Here is a 19,047-nt window from a genome sequence, read left to right as displayed (position 1 = left end):
TTCAGACCCGCGCTCTGTAGGAGAGCTCGGTATAGATCGTGGATATGAATATGTATACCTGCTGTACGAGAGACATGAAAAGCACGAGCAGGAAAAGCATAATAAGCATTGCCGCTATTGTAAGCAGGACAGCGAATACGGTCTTTCTGAAGGTGTACTGATGCACCGACTTCACAGCCGAAAACAGCAGCACCACCGTCCAGCAGGTTCCGATGATCTCTATGATCTGCATGAATACCGATTCGTCCCGCACAAGTATGTGTGACAGCAGCACGTTTATGTAAAGCTGCGCCACATAGGGGATAAGGGCATAGGCACTGTATATGCAGATGTTCCTCAGCGTTCCCTCTCCGTCAAGAAGAGTGCACACCGCCCAGTTGCCTGCTGTCCATGCTCCGAAAAGCACGAAGCTGCGGACTATGTACGGTATTATATTGAACGTCTTATCATAGGAGATATAGAACTGAAAGCCGTAAAGACGTCCGTAGGCTATCTCGCCGAAAAAGAGAAGCAGAACGATGAGCATGGCTATTTTCAGCGAGCCCGACTTCTTCCAGCGCATATCCTCAAAGCCCTCAAAGGGGTGCGTCACCGCGTGTTTTACCCATTGACGCTGTGTAAGATCCATCATTTCCGCTCTGCCTCCTTTTCATTCGTATTTTTCGCAGTCCTGCGCTTTTTCCTGTATACTCCCAAAGCTGTGAGCGCTGCGATGCATAGCGCAGAAACAGCCGCTATGACAGTGAAATGTTCCTTAAGGAACTCCCTGCGCCTGCCCTCAAAGGCTTTGTTGTAGATATCCCCTGCGTCCGCAAGCTTTGCGTACTTCATAGCGCCCTTGTAATCGCCCTTTCTGAGCAGAGCCGAGGCTATTCCCACATAGGCTCTGCGGTAGTTGCCGTCCCTTGCGAGAACTTCCTGCCACGGTCCGAGGGCTTCCTCGTAATATCCGTCATTGTAGAGCGAAGCAGCCCTGTGGACAGCTTTTCCGAAGGAGGTCTCCCTGAATACGGTCACCGTATCCTTTGAGGAATCGAGGACGTATATCTTGTCGTCAAGGGACTCCACCGCCGCAGCCTGATCGAAACCGCCTGTCTGCTTTGCAACAGCTCCCGTTATGAAAAGCAGGCTGCATTCCTCGTCATACTGGAATACACGTCCCGTAGTGAGATCGAGACAGTTTATGCAGCCGTCAGCCGAAATATCTATATCCACAAGAGCCGTGGAATACGTCTTGTTCTGCGCGGCGTCGTAAACGGGCTTATAGTCGCCGAAATACAGTTCCCTGTCCGCGAATATGTTCTTTCCTGCCGCGTTGAGCTTCTTGACCGTATCCGTTGACTGAGTTGAGGAAGAGGTGCAGGTGAATATGAAATCCCCGTCGATATCAAAGCTTGTGATACCCGAGGGAACAGTCCTTGTCCTCCTTGCTTTCTTCTCGTCGGACATGAAAAGGCTCCTGAAATAGTTGCTTACCACCTTTGCGGTAGCTTCAACGCGGTTTGCGCCGTAAAAGCCCATGAACTCACCGTCGGGAGAGAACATGGCAGCTCCCGAAGTGATATTTCCGAGTACGGTATAGACATTCCCCGCCTTGTCCGCAACAACTCTCTGCGGCAGGAATGTACGCTTACTGTCGTACACCTCCGATTCGGGCTTCGTTATCTCTGTCTGCACATTTCCCGCCATATCCGTGACGAGTATGCGTGAATTTTCAGTATCGGCTATATACAGGCAGTCGTTTGCAGCGGAAACATATACTCCCGCAGGCTTGCTGAGCCTTGTTTCCGAACCGTCGGGCATGGTGAACCTGTCATAGACGCGCAGCACACTTTTCAGCTCGGAGTCGGCTGCGATTATCCTGTCGTTGCCCGTATCTGTAATGTACATTATGCCGTTATGGTCTATGAAAAGATCCGAGGGAGCGTCAAAAGCGCCTATCTCAAGGTCGTCGCCCGATACAGTCCTCTCGGCGGTATAGCCCGCCTGTGAGGGGATAGCCTCTCCCCAGCGGTCGTAGTTGTAGCTCTCCGAGGGAACTCCTGCCGCAGACGCTGATGATACACCCACAGAAGCAAGTGCAGCAAATGCCGACAATGCCGTTATACATCTTTTCAGTTCTGACTTCATTTGCTTCACTTCCTTTCACCGCCCGATATTCTGCTTTGCCGAATATCTGGGAAGTTGAGAATGGAGAGTTGAGAGTTAATGTGTTCGCTGCGCTCATATTATTTAAATAATTTCGCCGAAGGCGACACCACAACTGTCAACTCTCAACTCTAAACTCTAAACTATTAGTCAATAGATCATTCCCCGTTACGGGCGGATAATATCCGCCCCTACACTGATCACTCTTTTATTCCCGAATGTGCCATTGTCTCTATGACCTGCCTCTGCGCCAGCATGAATATGACTATAGGCGGTACGAGCATGAACACAGCTGCCGCCATTGCAACGCCTGCCCTTGCAAGTCCCGAGGTCGCAGCCTGTGATACTACCGTGGGCAGAGTCTTGTACTCCTCCCTGAATACCACAGAGCCTGCCTGTATGTTCCATGCTCCCTGAAATGCAAATATTATCAGGGTCATGAGTGCAGGCTTCTGATTGGGTATCACTATCTGCCAGCATATGCGGAAAAGTCCTGCGCCGTCCACCTTTGCGGCTTCTATAACGGAGTCGGGCACCTGACTTATGGACTGCCTCATGAGGAATATCCCCATAGGAGACGCCACCGCAGGAAAAATAAGCGCCATATAGGTGTCTATCATGTGCAGCTTCGCCATGACTATGTACTGCATGATGTATATTACGCTGCTCTGATACAGGAGCGAAATGACTATTACGCCGTTTATTAGTCTGCTTCCGGGGAATTTGCACTTTGCCAGCACAAACGCCGCCATTGACGAGAAAAAGCACTGCAGCAGCGTTACCGATACAGTTACGAATATACTGTTGAAAACGTACCGTGAGAACGGTACACGGTTCTGATGGAGCACTCTGAACATATCCCTGAAATTGTCCAGAGTAGGTCTTACTGCGTAAAGCTTCGGCGGGAACACGAAAAGCTCCTCAACGGGCTTTACCGACATGACTGCGGTAAGGTATATGGGCAGCACCATGAAAAGTCCCAGTAAGGCAAGAAGCATGAATATACCTATGCTCCCGCCGACTTTTCTGCCTGCCTGTCTGTTTGAAGCGCGGAGCTTCGCAACGTCTGTATTTGCCACAGCTTCGCCTCCTCAGTCCATATATTTGCCCAGTGCCTTGCTGATGAGCTTATTGCAGAGGAACATTGCAGCGAACAGTATCATGCATATTGCCGAAGCATAGCCCATTTCAAACCTCTGCCAGCCGTAGTCGAAGGCGTGGGTCATTATAGTATGCGCCTTGTAGTCCGTACTCGGGAAGCCCACAAGGTTCTGCGCTACAGTGCCTGCGGTAAACGAGCTTACTATCTGCATCACCGCCGCAAACATGAGCTGAGGTCCCATTGACGGGATAACGATGTAGATAAGCTCCTGCCAGCGTGTGCGGATACCCTCGATAGCTCCCGCCTCGTACATGGAGCGGTCGATATTCTGAAATCCCGCACGGAGCGCAAGGAAGCCGGCACCCAGCGATATCCACAGCTGTACTGCTATGGTAACGCCGAGGACGTACCTTCCGTCCGTGAGCCACTGCACGGGAGAGTTGATGATACCCATGTTAATGAGGAAAGAGTTCATGTAACCGTTCATGTCTCCGCTGAAAATGAGCTGCCATACGGTATATACGTTAGCCATTGACGGAGCGTAGAATATAAGGGTGAACAGCGTTTTCAGCTTCGGGTGCATCTCGTTTATCATCCATGCCAGCAAAAAGCACAGCACATAGCTCACTGGTCCTGTAAGCAGCGCAAATATAAGCGTCACCCTTATGGAGCGTATGAATATCTTGTCAGAAAGAAAAAGTGTGGTGAAGTTGGAAAGTCCCACAAACCTCGGCGGACGAACCATGTCAAAGTCCGTGAAGCCCATAGGCAGCGACATAAGCACGGGTACTGCCGTAAATACTATGAAGAATACCATGAACGGCGCTATCATGCCGTAACAGGCTTTATTGCGCTTTATATCGCGCCAGAGCATACCGCGCTTTTCTTTTTTTGTTCTTTTTCCGATGTTTTCTGCCGAAACTGCCACTTTCTCACTTCCTTTCCGATTTTTCGGAACGCCGAGGACGGCATTCCCTACAATTTCAGCGGGCGGATAATATCCGCCCCCACAGGCTCAATCCAAGCCGAGGTTTTTGCGTTTCCTCGTTATTTCGTCATTTATATCCCTGTTGTACCATATAAGCGTATCACGTGGATTCTTATGCTCGTTTATGGTCTCTCTGAATGCGTTCATTATATTCCTCGTCACCGCATATGAGGCGGGAGTTATCGGTATCTCCTCAAGCTCCGCCTGCTGTGCCCGAAGTCTCTCAAGCTCGTCATCAGACCATGACATACGCCCGAGGGCTTCCATATTTGCAGTGTCGAAACGTCCCATAGTTCCGAGAAGTCCCTCTATCTGCGAAGCGTACTGAACCTGTGTCTCCGTATCCGTGAACCACTTGATGAACTCCCACGCATTTTCCTTGTTTTTCACCTTGCTGAATATCACAGCTCCCGCACCGTTTGAATTTGCCGCATGAGATATCGTTCCGTCGGCTCTCTCCGTGCCGGGGACGGGACAGAAGTCCCACAAGCCCTTTATTTCGGGAGAAGCTGCCGTGAGCTGGTTGAAAAAGGTGTAATTTGCGATAACTATGGGATATTCGCCTGTCCTGAAACGGCTGAACGCATCATAGGTCTGCTCGAAGCAGTAGTCCGTGTAGAAATCCGTCCACTCCTCAAAGGACTGCACCGCCTCTATAGAGTCAAGCGCAGAGGCGGTAAGGTCGGCATTGTAGTAGTTCTGCCCTTTTTGCAGCAGGAGCATCGCAAATGTATGTCCCGTTTCCGTTGCGGGGGATATATTATTCGGCGGAAGGACAAGTCCCGCGGACATATAGTTCCTTTGCAGCGCAGGGAGCATATCCCTGAGCTCCGACCATGACTCGGGAGGCGAAAATATGCCGAGCTCCGTGAGTACGTCCGTGCGATAGAACATCATGGGAAAGGACTGGCTCACAGGCAGTCCGTAACAGCCGCCGTTGTAGGTGTACTGGGTCATGGCGTTCTTCTGAAACCGTCCCTTTACCTCTTCAAAGTCGTCAAACTGCGATATATCCACAAGCAGATCACGGGCGGCAAGGTTCACGGGGAACTCTCCCCCGAGGAAAAGCGCAACATCAGGGCCTTTGCCTGCAAGAGAAGCTTCCAGTACTCCTCCTGTGACAAGGTTCACGGAAACAGGTATTCCCGTTTCCTGCATGAAGCGGTTTTCCGTCATTTCCTTTACGACCTGTGCCTGATCCCGTCCGAGGGAGACCCATACCTCCATAGCTTCCTCGTTCTCAACGTCGGAAAGAGTGGTGTAGTCCTCGAAAAACGAGCCGATAAAGGCATCAAATCCGAATTTCAGTGACTTTCCCAGCTTTTCATCGCAGTCCGAGAACTCCCTGTCGGCAGATGCGAATTCGATATAGTCTATTTCAAGGGGCTGGTCGCGGTTGTCTCTCATCCATGCGGACAGTGATGTGATACTGTCCTTGATCTGGCTGAGATAGGACGGTATCCGCAGAGGCTTTGCCGTGCATTTGTCAAGTATGACCGCCATATTCTCAAGGGCAGCGGCTTCCGTGCCCTTACTGCCCGAGAGCTCCTCTATGCCGTTTTGTATATCTCTGAGCTCGGAGGATATGCTGCCGAACCTGTCAACAAGCTCGGGTATCTTCTCGTGTACGTAATAATCAGTGTATTTATCAGGTGAAGGGCCTGTTATCATCAGTACCTTTCGGTAGTAAGCGTTAAGCTCCTTTATCACGCCTTCAAGTCTGCGGAGATACTCACCGATATCTCCCGTAACGGCTTCAAGGGCTATAGTGTGGGGCATCCCGCCGCTTAGCCATACATATATATCCTCGCCGCCGCTTTTTGGCGTGACTACTGACCAGTCGGTATCATAGGCGAACTCAACGCGGTCAAGCTCCCTGCACGGAACCTTCCCGTCTATATATACGCGCCTGTTGGAGTCAAAGCCGCGTATCTGATCCTGACGTGCCTTTATTCCTATCTTATACCAGCCGCCCGAGCCGATAGTCTCCTCGGGTATCTCCCATGTCACCGTTTGCAGAGCCTTTTTCCAGCTTCCGCTGCCAATGGTGTTGTACACCATTTTCCGCGGATCGGCAGGGGAAGCAAGGTAGCTGCTGTTGTCATAGGTGGGGTAAAGAGTAGGGTCGGACTTGTACAGGGCGTTTTCTCCCTCTATCCTGAACAGCGCCGAGGGTGTTCCCTCAACTGTAACGGAAGTCTCCGCAGAAGCGGCATATTCGCTGTAGGCCGGCATCTCCTCGGGAGAAAACAGCTTTATACTGTCAATGGCGAGCTGTGCTCTCTCGGAGCTTATGCGGAGCTCATGCCTGCCCTTTTCAAGGCAAAAGAACAGCGGCTCGCTGAAAAGTCCGTCAGCATCACCGAATACCGAGCTTTTCCACATAGTTCGCTGCACCTGTGATGGGCGCACCTGATTTCCGCGTATATCAGTGTATATCTCATGCTCGTCCGTCCATACTCTTCCGAGAGTCATACGGGAAGCCGTATCATAGGGGAGCTTTCCGTCTATCTCCATTTTAAGCTCGATATCGGGGCTTCCCGACAGCATGGGGCAGTAATCCGCGGAGATGCAGTAGTTTCCCGTTTCGGGGACATCAAGCTCAAAAACCACGCTTCCGTCGGCACTGTTCCAGAGAATGACGTTATCACGCTGCTCACCGTCATCGGAGGTAAAGCTGCCCGTGGTAATATCTCCGCTCACTATCTCGGAAATGTCATCTTTATCAAGAATTATCTCGCTTTCAGGGCGTACTTCCCCCGAATACAGGTCGTAATACTCGCTGAAGGAGAGAAGTCCGCTGTCAAAAGGCTCTATACTGTAATAATCCGCAGCTGCCGAATTTTCGGCTCCTCGGACACATACGGGAGCCGCAGCCGCAAAAGCAAGCTGCAAAGCCGCTGCTGCCGCAGCTATCCTGCGTATCGGACCTTTCATGGTGCTTCATCTCCTTTCCGCTTATCACAGCCATTTTCCGCCGCCTGACAAATAAAAAAGCGCACGTCCCCTGCCTCGGGAATTATGTGCACAGACAGCTTGCAAAGCCGCGATCATCTATTAAAGTTAGTATATCAAATTTATTCCGTAATGTCAAGGAACTGCTGTGTCGGAAATATAAATAATATCTTTTACCTGTTTTGATTTAGCTTAATGATACGTTTTTATGATAAAGCTGTACAAAGCAGGCCTGTTCAAACTGTAAACTTCTCCAATTTTTTTCACCTGATTTTCACCTTTTCGGAAAAGTGTTTCCATAATATTAAAAAACTGTAAAATTTGGGTTCGTTTCTACGTTTTGTATTGACTTTTTGTACATTTTGTGGTATTATAATATCAGAAATACTAAGCGTTTAAATACAACTCCACAATTATTAAAGGAGAGATATCTTGGCAAATGTTTTAGAAGTAAAGGAGCTGTCAAAGCAGTACTCAAAGGTGCTTGCTGTGGACAAGATCTCCTTTGATATAGGCGAGGGAGAGATATTTGCTCTTATCGGTCCCAACGGCGCAGGCAAGACAACTACTATCCGTATGATATCCACCCTCCTGACACCGACATCGGGCGACGCCATAGTGGCAGGACACAGTATACTAAAGGCTCCCGAAAAAGTAAGGGAAGCGATCACCTACCTCCCCGATGAAGCAGGTGCATACAAACAGATGACAGGTATAAAATACCTGAGATTCATGGCAGGTCTGTTCACCACCGACATAGATAAGCTCAACGCCTATGTTGAACGCGCAAAGAATATATGTGGGCTCGGGGACAGGCTCAATGACAAGATCGGCTCATACAGCCGCGGCATGATACGCAAGCTGCTGCTTGCGAGAGCGGTAATGACTCAGCCGAAGCTCGCCATACTCGACGAGCCTACAAGCGGTCTCGACGTGCTCAACGCTATCGAGATACGCAAAATGATAAAAAAGCTTGCAGAGGAAGAGGGTATGTCCTTCCTTCTCTCATCACATAATATGCTCGAGATCGAGTTCGTTTCCGACCGTATCGGCATCATATCAAAGGGTCACCTTATGGTAAAGGGCAGGGCGGACGAGCTCAAACAGCGCTATGACGCGCCTAACCTCGAACAGGTATTTGAAAGGGTGGTGAACGAGAATGAAGTTCATTAACCTTCTCAAAAAGGAGCTCTCGGAACTCATAAACAAGCAGATGCTCATATCACTGGTTTTCATCCTCGCAATATTCCTTCTTATGGGAAATGTCATGAAGTCGGCTACGAATGAGATCGTTAGCGACGCGGCAAACCCGAAGATCAATATCTGTGATATGGACAATACCGACTTTACCAATGAGATGCTCAGCTACTTCAGGTCAAACGGCACCGAGATAAGCAGCATCACCGTCACCGGCGATGATTACGCGGAGGCTTTCAGAAAGCAGAAGGACATCAAAAGTTTCGTTATCATACCTCAGGGCTTCTCCGAGGCGGTGCTAAGCGGAAAAAAGCCCGAGATACTTTCCGTCGGCAAGCTCAGATCATTGTCGGCTTTCAGCAGCATGACAGGCGGCACTGACGGCACGGTATCACTGCTGAACGGCTATGTTTCGCTGAAGCTTGCGGAGCAGCAGGGTATTTCAAAGGAAGACCTCGGTACTATCGAAGCTCCGCTCACAGTAAAGGAGCATACGGTAGTCGCAGATAAGTCTGCGGAGGTTTCTCTTTCCTTCATATCGGGAAAGATGCTCATGCAGAATATGCTGCTCCCTATGGTAGTGCTGATACTCATAATGATGACTTCACAGTCACTGATAGCTTCGATATCAAACGAAAAGATAGACAAGACTCTCGAAACTCTGCTTTCGGCTCCTGTTTCAAGAGGCTCGGTCATAACGGCAAAAATGCTTGCGGCAGCGATCGCTGCTCTCCTCAATGCAGGAGTTATGATGATAGGATTTTCGTCCTACACAAAGGGCATGATGGGCTCTATGACCTCGGATATCACTTCCGCTCTGCCTGCGGATACCGTTGACAACGCCAAGGAGTCCGTATCCTCAATGCTTTCATCGGGCGACGCCATGAGACAGCTCGGGCTTACTCTCGGAGCAGCGGATTATCTGCTCATAGGAGTTCAGCTCTTCATTACAATAATGATATGCCTTGCCATATCAATCATCCTCGGCGCACTGGTAAACGATTCAAAATCGGCACAGACTATGTTGCTTCCCATAATGATGATGGTAATGATTCCATGGATAGTAACGCTCCTTGCCGATGTAAATTCTCTGCCGACAGCTGCAAAGCTGATAATATGGGCAATACCCTTCACCCACACATTCACAGCCATGCCAAACCTGATGTTCGGCAATTACGCTGAATTCTGGGGCGGTCTGATTTATCAGATAATATTCTTCGCAGTAGTGATGTTCTTCGCTCTGAAGCTCTTCAAATCAGACAAGATACTCACTATATCACTCAACCTCGGACAGAAGTCCAGGTTCAAAAAATCAAGAAAAACCAACGAGGATTGATCCTCTTCCCCTTTCCCCATGAAAAGGCGCAGCAGTTCCCTGCGGGAGCTGCTGCGCCTTTTTATATTCTTATTTTTTGAACGTATCAGTTGGTCATGAAGTCCCATATACCGTCGTAGCCTGCGCTTGTAAGCAGAACGTCCCATATAATATATCCGCCCACAAGTGCGAATATACTGAGGATAAGTCCCGCTATGGCAAAGCTCTTTCCGCTCTTGGTAACCATTCCGATGATACCGAATATGATGCCGTGAAAGGCAAACGGGACCGCTCCCACATAAATACAAATGCCGCCGAGCACCGCAAGTATCCCCATAACAAGAGAGGCTATGCCGAAGGCTGAACTCTTTTCCTTGGGCTGTAGGTTCCTCGGGTCAAACGGGGCGGGCACGGGAGGCGGATAAGCGCCGTACGGCTGATTGTAATACGGCTGCGGTCCATACTGCGGCGGCGGATAGCCTCCGTAAGGCTGACCGTACTGCGGAGGAGGACCGTATTGCTGAGGGTAGCCTCCCATTGGGGGCTGACCGTACTGAGGCGGAGCTCCCTGAGGCTGTGTATAATGCTGTGGAGCACCGTTTACAGACTGATTTTCCTGAGGCGTTCCGCCCGCCTGAGGATCTGTATTATCATAACCGCCGTAATCAACATTCTGATCTGTATTGTTATTATCCATAGCAGCCTCCTTGTGCCGAATTATTTTAATCATTATACCATACAGTCCCATAAATGTCAATGACACCCGTATAAAGTAAAAAGCTATGCATACGAATGCATAGCCTAAACAAATGAAATGAATAAATATAGAAGGGGAATTGGGGGATTACTTAATCCATTTATAATATACAATTCCAACCTTAAAATAGTCTTAAAGTAATCTTAAAATACAATTAATTTCTGTATAATTTTATTTATCTTAATTATTTAACCTTAATTGCAGTCTCAAGTGCAATCTCCATCATGCTCCTGAAAGTCGTCTGACGCTCCTCGGCTGTCGTGGATTCTCCCTTAAGGGGACAGTCCGATACCGTAAGTATGCAGAGGGCGTTCTTCCCTGCCCTTGCTGCATTCATATAAAGCGCTGCGGCTTCCATCTCTATTGCCAGCACTCCCATTTTCTGCCAGTCCGCAAGGCTGTTTGCGTCGTCGTAGAAGGTGTCGCTGGAAAGGATATTTCCCACATGGAAGCGGCTTCTCTGTTCCTCTGCGGACTTTACCGCAGCCGAGAGCAGCTTCCACGAAGCTGTGGGAGCGTAAGTACCGGGAAGTCTGTACTGTGAAGCATAAGCGGAATTAGTGCTCGCGCTCATTCCTATGACTACGTCGCGGAGCGATACATTGTCCGCAATGCTTCCTGCCGTGCCTACGCGGATTATGTTCTCAACATCATACTCGTTGAAAAGTTCCCATGAGTATATACCTATGGAAGGCATACCCATGCCGCTTCCCTGCACGGAAACGGGAACTCCCTTGTATGTGCCCGTAAATCCGAGCATACCTCTTACCTCGTTGTAGCACACGGGAGCTTCAAGATAATTCTCGGCGATAAATCTTGCTCTCAGCGGATCTCCCGGCATGAGAACTGTTTTGGCGATATCGCCTTTCTTTGCATTGTTGTGTGGTGTCGGCATATTTAGCCCTCCTTTTATTCAGTATACGAAGCTGCGGTTTCACAGCTCAATGGCTTGAATGAAATATCATGCTTTCTTAAGAAGCTTGTTCACCGTTACAATCAGCGCCTTGTAATTGAGAGCGACCACAACAGAAGCAAGTATCAGCGCCCATAAGGGGTAAAGCTTGACATCTGCTATCATCAGTCCGCCCATTGCAAGCAGAACTATCATGTTAAGAAGGTTCTTCACGCCGTCAAAGCGGAAGGGTACATAGTATCTTGCGTCGATTATACGCGCCCAGAAGCATATGAGATAGCTCAGGAGAGTTGCGACTACCGCTCCCTGTATGCCCCATACGGGTATGAGGAAGAAGTTCATGGGGATATTTACTCCGCAGGCAACAAGAGCCGTCCAGAAAGAATTCTGCGGCTGCTTGATAGCCGAATAGATGCTTCCGAGGAACTGGTCAAAGCACATGAATACTACCGCAACAACAAGTATAGGAGTGTAAATGTACACGTCCGAATACTGTACATACTTGTCCGCAGGCACAAGGAATGAGGTAACGGGCTTGATAATGACGAGAAGTCCTGCCGCCGCCACAAACATCATGGCTTCATATGCGGAATACACTTTTCCGTAGAACTTGTTCCTGTCCGCGGAATTGCTTTCGGTTATGGCAGACATACTCCACGCCTGAAAGAATATGGTCGAAACAATGGAGATAAGACTCGGTATCTTGTTGGCAAAGCTGTATACACTTACAGCCTCCTTGCCAAGCTCATGGTAGTCGCTGTGCATCTGCTTGATGAAAAGCTTGTCGGAAAGAGAGGTCACCGCCCACATTACTATGGTGGGGATAAGAGGCGCCGCAAATCTCATCATTTCCTTTGCGAGCGCCTTATTGAAGTACTCCGCGCCAATAAAAACCCTGAGCCTTGCCGCAATGAAAAGGAACACCACTGAGCAGCTGTCTGAGAGTATTACCGACAGCAGGAAGCCCTTTACGCCCATTCCGAGCCACAGTATGAACAGGATATTGAACAGGAAGAATGTAAGAGTGGCAAGTATGCCGTCCAGCGAGAAAAGCTTGACCATGTCCCTTGAACGGACAAAATTCTGACACAGCATTCGCAGCGACGACATGGTAACATAAAGTATGAACAGTATCCTGTAGCCCTTCAGGAAGTCGAAAACAGGAATATTGTGCAGGAAGGGCACTATCACCGCCATGAGTATCATTCCCGTCAGCGTTATCACGCCCGATGTTGTGAACACCTCATGCTTATCGTAGTCCTTGTCAAGTCCGAAACGGATAAGGTACTCCTGCAATGCGAATGTAAACACAGGCTGCATAAACAACAACATGGTCTCAAGGAGCTCCCTGTCGCCGTTGTTTACGGGGTCTATATAATGTGCATAAAGCCTTTGAAGAAGGATTATGAGTATTTTTGATCCGAATGCACCTATTGCGAATATGCCCGTATTAAAGACCAGTTTTTTATATTTATTCATTTTTCACACTCCGAATAATGGTAATACTTAATTATTATACCACAAAAAAACAGCTTTGTCACCTTTTTTTGCAAAAAAAGGCTCCCGCAATTGCAGGAGCTTTATTAAGATATCGGGGCAAGAACAGGGATAAAATTCCTTACTATAAAGTAAACGATGAATATTCCTATTACAGGTCCCCAGAAAAGCCATTTTCTCGGCAGGAGTTTTATATCCCTGCCGAAAAGAGCTCCGAGATTTTCAAAGTAAAGAAGTATCAGAAGCAGGCTCAAAAACGGCATAGTGGCATTATTCCTTATTGCGGTGAATATATGCCCGTGGAGCAGCGCCTCCACACTTCGCGTATTTCCGCAGCCCGAACACCAGTATCCTGTCAGCCTGTGAAATGAACATTCGGGGAAAAATCTTTTCAGGCCTATTATATAATTTCTGAGCAGCAATATGACCGCAGCAAGGACAGGTGCGCCTGCCGCAATAAAAATCCTCAGGCGCTTAGACATATCTTACCCTGATGAAAAGCACAGCCCGACTGAGCTGAACGCTGTTGTTTTCATACTTATTATCCATTATTTCAGTATCTCCCTAAAGGTATATTAATGTGGTTATTATAACATCTCTGACGTTTTTTGTCAATAGAAGCTGCTGACCAATAAAAAGCGCAAAGCAAAAGGGCACCGCCGCTTTTGCTTCGGCAGTGCCCTTTATTAAGGAGGTTGTAATTATTTTTCCAAACAGTTTTATCAGCTCTGCTCGCTGAGGATGAGCGAGATACGGCTCTGGAGGAGATTTGCTGCTTCCTCGGCAGTCTTTTCGCCCTTTATGTAAGCTGTGATCTCTTCCTCAACTATCGACTCGATATCGGGATCCAAAGCTCCAATTACCTTTGTTGTGTTTGTAATGTAATCGGAAAGGAAGTCGATCTGCTCCTGAGAAAGAGGATCTACCTTTATCTCATTTTCGCCCTTATCGTCATAGTATGTATAGTCATACTCCTGCTTCTTGCCGTTTTCGTCATAGTAGTAAGGCTTGCTCATGCACTTCTTGAGCTGTCTTTCAAAGTTCTTCTTTAAAGCAGACATACCGAAGCTGTTACGATAATAGCCTTCCTTTTCATCCTCGTCGGTCAGCTCCTTGAAGTTGCCCTTGATGAGCTCCCAGCAGAGATCCTTGTTTTCGGATGTTTCGAGAATTGAGAACGAAGAGCTGAGCGACATCATAGAGCCCTGTCCCTCATCGGAAGGATATCCCACAAATTTGATATCCTCGCCCTTGAGTTCGCCGTTGAGAGTTGTTACAAGCTCCTGCGGCTCGTATATGTAAAGTGAGGTGATAAGCACCTTGTCGTTCTTTAATGCCGTATTGCCGTAGTATTTATCCATTTCCTCATAGTATGCCTGAGCTTCGGGATCTTCATAGTTGTCAAACTCCTGACCGGGCTCGAAGCTGTCCATGAAACCGAGGAGTTTCTTGAACTCGGGATCGTCAAAGTGACATTCGCTCTTTTCAAAGTCTATAAGGCTGTAGAATGTGTATACAAGAAGCTCCATTACCGAATCTCTTGTATCCATTCCGTAAAGGTGCATATCCTTGTCGGGACGATTGTTGTATGCTTCGATGAGCTCGTCTGCGCTCCATCTGTCCTTGTCTAAATTCTTCTTCTTTGCGATGACGGTTTCAAGTGTGAATGAATCCGCAATTGAAAGGAGCTTGCCGTTTACTTCGCAGGCCTTGAGGATATTTGGCATGATGTCTTCCTTCTTGAGGTCGGAGTCCTTGTCGAGCAGCTCGTAGAGGTCAACGAATACACCCTTTCTGCCGAGGCTCTTTGTGAGGGCGTTATCGTTTCCGAATACCATATCGGGAGCATTGCCCGAGATGATGTCCTTCTTGAGCTCGCTTGCCGCGCCCTGTACATATGTCTCTTTTTCTTCATCATATCTGTCATACTGGCTGTAATCAACTATCTTGAAGCGCACACCGTCATGTGACTTGTTGAACTTTGATACCTGATCTCTTATCTGCCAGTCTCCGCTGAGAGATGCGATAGTGATGACCTTTGTATTTTCAAGCTCTGAAGCGTCACGCTGTGTGAGTCTGTAGAATGTGCTGCCTGAACTCTTTGAGCCAGAATAATCATAGTAGAGCACTACATAGTCGCCGTTATCCATAGTAATGAGCGATCTTACATATCCGTCGCCGAGGTCCGAATCGAGCCAGTTTACGATCTCGTCGCTGGAGCCGTCAGCCTTTATGCCGTAAAGTCCCTTTGAGCCTGACGAATAGAGCTTATAATCTCCGCTTCCCGCAAAGAAAGTGCCGTTGAAAGCCTCGTTTGAGTAATCGCCCTTAAGCTCTTCGCCTGTAGGCTTCAAGGTCTCGATATCCGTAAAAACGATCTTCATGCCGTTATCTGAAGCACCGCTTACAGCAAGAGTCTTTTCATCTATCTGTGTCATAGCGTAAACATAACTTAAGTCGGGCATATCCAGCTTTTCTTTGATATTTCCGTCTGCATCGAGGCTGAGGTATGTCTCGCCCATGCCTGTGTAAACAGAAATTATAGCCTTTCCGCCGCCGCAGGGGATGATATTTCCTACCTGTACCGTGCTGCCGTTCATCTTGCCGTAATAATCGTCGCTCTCCTCGGCGTATTCATCAAGTCCCGTGATCTCCTTTTCGAGCTTGACCTTTCCGTCGAGGTCAAGAACATAGAGCTTATTGCTGTACTTTGCTTTTTCCTCTATCTCCGCCTGATACTTTTCAAAGTCAAAGGTTTCGTAATCGAAATCGGGAGAATCGAAATCAGGTCTCTCTATGTCGGCGTAATCCGTGAATGCAGCCATTACATAGATATCTCCGTCGGAAGATACCGCAGAATTCATGCTTACATCGACATTATCGGCTGTTTCGCCCACATTGAACTCTATTTCCTCGATATTTGCGAAATCATTGTCAGCCTTGTATATTTTCTGCTCTTTATTTTCATAATCATATCCGAGCAGTAAGATCGTGTTCTCATCGACCCTGTACATGGAATCCACATATCCGATATCCGTGTCCATTTCCACTGCACGGTACGAGCCTGACATAAGCTGCTTTGCGTCGTTGGACTTTGTGGGATTCGACGCCTTCTTGCCGCTGCATGATACGGCAGAGCCTGTCACTAATGCAAGAGCCGATGCGATCGCAGCTGCTCTTTTAAAAACTGTCTTTTTCATAAATTACCTCTTTTTCTTTTTTATTATTAACTTTCTTTTGTTTGCTCACTTTCTTTTTCTGAGCTTTCTTCTCTGATATCTTCCGCCTTTTTGTTTTTTTCTCTCAGCTTTCTCATCTTTGACGAGAAGAACCTCTCTATGGCGTCCCTCAGAGCTTTTTTGTTTTGCCTGAACCATTTATATGCCAATGCAAGCATACATATAAAAGTTATGAGCGGTATTGCAAGGAGCAGCCTGCGTGCTCCGTAAATGAATGAAAGCCTGATCTCTGCCAGTCTTGAAGCATTCTCCCAGAACGGATATACTATATCATCATTTCTGATGATATAGCGGTCAAGCTTTTTCAGAGCCTTTGCCCTCTTTGAAGGTAGAAAGCGCTCCGAGTTGTTTACAATGCTGATACTTCCCTTATACATATCGGCTAATTGTCCTTTTACCGTATTATAAGCGAAATGCTCAACAGGTTCGGGAATAACGCATTCATAGCAGGTGACCTCGCTGAATTCGGGCTGCCTTGCTTCCGCGCCGTCCCATGTATCCGAAGAAACAGTGCCGAATATCGGCCCCGCAGCTTCATAGGAAATATAGGCTCTCGGTGTATCGTCCACGCTCTTTTTTTCGAGCTTGTCGGAGGGAGTATCTATAACTCCCGAAATATACAGCTCCGAGCCGTATATATATATCTTTTCTCCCGCAATATCCACAGAGCCGTACAAGCGCCATGCAAGCTCCTTGTCGATGACAGCCCCGTCCTTCAGCAAGTTGCCGTCGGAGAAGAACGAACCGTCAAGAAGGGTGAAGCCTCTGAACAGGAAGAAATCACCGCCGACAGCCGTGACCCTCGCTTCGCTCTGACCTTTTCTGTCGCCGTTTATCACGGCAGTTCCCGCTTCGGCGCTGTATGCGTGAAAGACCATTTCCTCGCCCTCTTCGGGTATGACCGAAACATTTTTCAGAGCGCTGTACACCTGATTTTTCACGCCCTCAGCGGAATTCCTGTCAAAGCCCGCGTCATCGCCGAAAAAGCAGCTTACCTGTCCGTAATCGTACTTGCTGCCCTTTTCAGTGCGTTCAGCGGTGAAGTTGTATTTCCGGGAGGCGGCTTCACTGCCGCCTGCTGCCGTAAGTATGACAGTTCCGATGATGGCTGCGGCGTTAAGAGCCGCAATTATCATCTGTCCGAATTTGTATCTGTTCCTCATAGGGTCAGCACCGCCTTATTTATCCTTCATGCGGACCTGATCCCCCGGTTCAACTAATTTGCTTGCAGCCGTTATAACGTAATCTCCTCTGTTGAGGCCGCCTGAAACTGCATAAGAGATCTCATCCTCAGCTTCCACGTTAACGCTGAGCTTTTCCGCATAGTAGCGGTTGCCGAGAGGGGTATTCTTTGAGCTGACAACAAGCACGTAAGGCTCGGACAAAGGACCGCAGAGTGCGCTTCTCGGGATTATAGCGTCGTATGTGCCGCTTCCGCAGGGTATCGAGAGCTCAAGTCTGTCTCCGGAATTTACTTCTCCCGTAACGGAGAATACAAGAGTCTTTTTTCTCGAACCCGATGTGCTGTTCTTTATTTCTTTGAGAACAGCGCTTACGTCGCCTCTGTAGTTGTTCGTTATCTCGGCCTCTGCGCCGACCTTTATCTTCTTTATTTTTTCGGCGTCGATATCCTCGAGCCTTATGGTGTAGCCCTCGTCGATGATATCTATTACAGCTGCGGGACTTCCCTCGGTGACCTTTTCATCGAGCTTTACGTTTACCGAGCTCACAACGCCGTCATATTTCGATTTTATCTCCGTGGACTCAGAGTCTGCCTTGAGCTTGTCATACTTTTCCTGAAGCTTGTCCAGTGCCTTTTTCTCTGCCTGAAGGTCGAGAGCCTCTGACTGCTCTGTTTTTGAGTTGGTTTTCTTTGTCTTGTCCAGGTCGATTATAGCCTCTTCGAGCTCGTTCTGCTTGGTCTTTACAGACTCAGCGAGGGACTCGTAGCTTTCTTCCTTTTCGCCGCTGTGTTCTGAGTTGTACTCCTCTATGGCAGCCTTGAGCTCATCTATCCTGCTGCTGGCTTCGCTCATTCTCGAAACGAGGCCGTCGCGGATAGTTTTCTTTGACTGCTCGTAGGCATCCTTTGCGGTATTTCTGTCTGCTTCCGCAGCGTCCGCATCTGCCTTTGCGCGTTCTGCACCCTCGCCGCTCTCGCCTGCTTTTTCATAAGCCTCGCGGGCTGCCGTATATTTTCCCTCGGCGTTGCTGTAGGCTGTATACAGCGAAGCAAGGTCGCCTATCAGCTCAATGCTTGCCTCGGAGTAATCGTCCGCATCTATGGCTCTTACTGCTTCAGAGATATTTGCGACCTCATTCTCAAGCTTTTTCTGCTCGGCGCTGTTGTTCTTGAATGCTTCCTTTGCAGCTGCCACATTGCCCTCGTTTGCCTTTGCGGCGTCTCTCTTTGAGATAAGGGTGTTAAGCTCGTCGCGGAGTATCCTTATCTTCTGATTGTCCTTTGTGTAATCCGCAGGCTCGACTTTAAGGAGATTTTTCTCGTAGGCCAGCTTTGCAGCCTCAAGGTTCTCCTCTGCTGTTTCGAGGGCTTCATTGCTGACAGTATTGACAGTGAAAAGAACGTCGCCCTTCTTTACCTCCTGTCCGGACTTGATCTTTACGGATTCGATAGTCCTGCCGCCGTCTATCATTACCTCATAGTTCTGATTGGACTCGACATAGCCCGTCTGCTTTATGCGCTCAACAAGCTTTCCCGAGCCTACCGACTCGGTAGTTATCTCGGCAAGGGACTTGTTCATTATCGTATTCGAGAAGAAAGTGAGCACGAGCATTATTGAAAGGAATATAATAATGAGTGTCTTTATCAGCTCTCTTCTCCTTGCGGGAGACATTTTTTCTTTTTCGTCTTTTTCCGCAAGTATATCCTTAACTTCTTTTGTTTCGTTCATATCTATGCTCCTTACGAAAGAATA

The 19,047-nt window shown here is 48.3% G+C and carries 14 protein-coding genes; 2 read left to right on the top strand and 12 right to left on the bottom strand.

Annotated elements, in window-relative coordinates; translation table 11 throughout:
- Position 1 precedes the first annotated feature (1 nt).
- The 5 genes from Q0R37_RS05405 to Q0R37_RS05385 form a co-directional block, all read right to left on the bottom strand.
- Positions 2–631: a Yip1 family protein gene (locus Q0R37_RS05405; protein WP_294752251.1), complete on the bottom strand. Its 630-nt coding sequence runs from the start codon at positions 629–631 to the stop codon at positions 2–4.
- On the bottom strand, positions 628–2,130 hold the full coding sequence (locus Q0R37_RS05400) for a hypothetical protein (RefSeq protein ID WP_294752250.1): 1,503 nt from the start codon (positions 2,128–2,130) through the stop codon (positions 628–630). Before Q0R37_RS05400 ends, Q0R37_RS05405 begins: the two co-directional genes overlap by 4 nt.
- A 218-nt stretch (positions 2,131–2,348) precedes the next feature.
- A complete protein-coding gene (locus Q0R37_RS05395; protein ID WP_294752249.1) occupies positions 2,349–3,227 on the bottom strand; it encodes a carbohydrate ABC transporter permease in 879 nt (292 codons plus the stop codon).
- A gap of 12 nt (positions 3,228–3,239) precedes the next feature.
- On the bottom strand, positions 3,240–4,178 hold the full coding sequence (locus Q0R37_RS05390) for a sugar ABC transporter permease (protein ID WP_294752247.1): 939 nt from the start codon (positions 4,176–4,178) through the stop codon (positions 3,240–3,242).
- 87 nt (positions 4,179–4,265) lie between these two features.
- Positions 4,266–7,175, bottom strand: a complete 2,910-nt coding sequence (locus tag Q0R37_RS05385; protein WP_294752245.1) for an extracellular solute-binding protein — start codon at positions 7,173–7,175, stop codon at positions 4,266–4,268.
- 450 nt (positions 7,176–7,625) lie between these two features.
- Here Q0R37_RS05385 and Q0R37_RS05380 point away from each other — a divergent pair, with 450 nt between their 5' ends.
- Both Q0R37_RS05380 and Q0R37_RS05375 read left to right on the top strand, forming a co-directional pair.
- A complete protein-coding gene (locus tag Q0R37_RS05380) occupies positions 7,626–8,366 on the top strand; it encodes an ABC transporter ATP-binding protein (protein ID WP_294752243.1) in 741 nt (246 codons plus the stop codon).
- Positions 8,353–9,726 (top strand): ABC transporter permease, encoded by a 1,374-nt coding sequence (locus Q0R37_RS05375; RefSeq protein WP_294752241.1) that lies wholly within the window; start codon positions 8,353–8,355, stop codon positions 9,724–9,726. The genes Q0R37_RS05380 and Q0R37_RS05375 overlap by 14 nt, the downstream gene beginning before the upstream one ends.
- A gap of 85 nt (positions 9,727–9,811) precedes the next feature.
- Here Q0R37_RS05375 and Q0R37_RS05370 read toward each other — a convergent pair whose 3' ends face one another.
- The 7 genes from Q0R37_RS05370 to Q0R37_RS05340 all read right to left on the bottom strand — a co-directional run bounded on the left by Q0R37_RS05370 (position 9,812) and on the right by Q0R37_RS05340 (position 19,023).
- Positions 9,812–10,402, bottom strand: coding sequence for a DUF4190 domain-containing protein (locus Q0R37_RS05370; protein WP_294752240.1), 591 nt, complete (start codon positions 10,400–10,402; stop codon positions 9,812–9,814).
- Positions 10,403–10,646: 244 nt separating this feature from the next.
- Entirely contained in the window at positions 10,647–11,357 is a 711-nt protein-coding gene (deoD, locus tag Q0R37_RS05365) for a purine-nucleoside phosphorylase (protein WP_294752238.1), read from the bottom strand.
- Between the two features lie 66 nt (positions 11,358–11,423).
- The gene (locus Q0R37_RS05360) at positions 11,424–12,854 is read right to left on the bottom strand and encodes a polysaccharide biosynthesis C-terminal domain-containing protein (protein ID WP_294752236.1); all 1,431 of its coding nucleotides are present in this window, start codon (positions 12,852–12,854) and stop codon (positions 11,424–11,426) included.
- Positions 12,855–12,958: 104 nt separating this feature from the next.
- Positions 12,959–13,354 carry a DUF2752 domain-containing protein gene (locus Q0R37_RS05355; RefSeq protein ID WP_294752234.1) on the bottom strand — a complete coding sequence of 132 codons (396 nt, stop codon included), beginning with the start codon at positions 13,352–13,354 and terminating at the stop codon, positions 12,959–12,961.
- Between the two features lie 240 nt (positions 13,355–13,594).
- Positions 13,595–16,072, bottom strand: coding sequence for an extracellular solute-binding protein (locus tag Q0R37_RS05350; RefSeq protein WP_294752232.1), 2,478 nt, complete (start codon positions 16,070–16,072; stop codon positions 13,595–13,597).
- Positions 16,073–16,098: 26 nt separating this feature from the next.
- Positions 16,099–17,274, bottom strand: coding sequence for an ABC transporter permease (locus Q0R37_RS05345; protein ID WP_294752230.1), 1,176 nt, complete (start codon positions 17,272–17,274; stop codon positions 16,099–16,101).
- A gap of 15 nt (positions 17,275–17,289) precedes the next feature.
- Positions 17,290–19,023 (bottom strand): biotin/lipoyl-binding protein, encoded by a 1,734-nt coding sequence (locus Q0R37_RS05340; RefSeq protein WP_294752227.1) that lies wholly within the window; start codon positions 19,021–19,023, stop codon positions 17,290–17,292.
- Positions 19,024–19,047: the final 24 nt, after the last annotated feature.

The sequence above is a fragment of the uncultured Ruminococcus sp. genome, assembly GCF_946415235.1.
Lineage (GTDB): Bacteria > Bacillota > Clostridia > Oscillospirales > Ruminococcaceae > Ruminococcus.
Note: the sequence above shows the minus strand (reverse complement) of the source record. Positions and strands in the feature narration are given on the sequence as shown.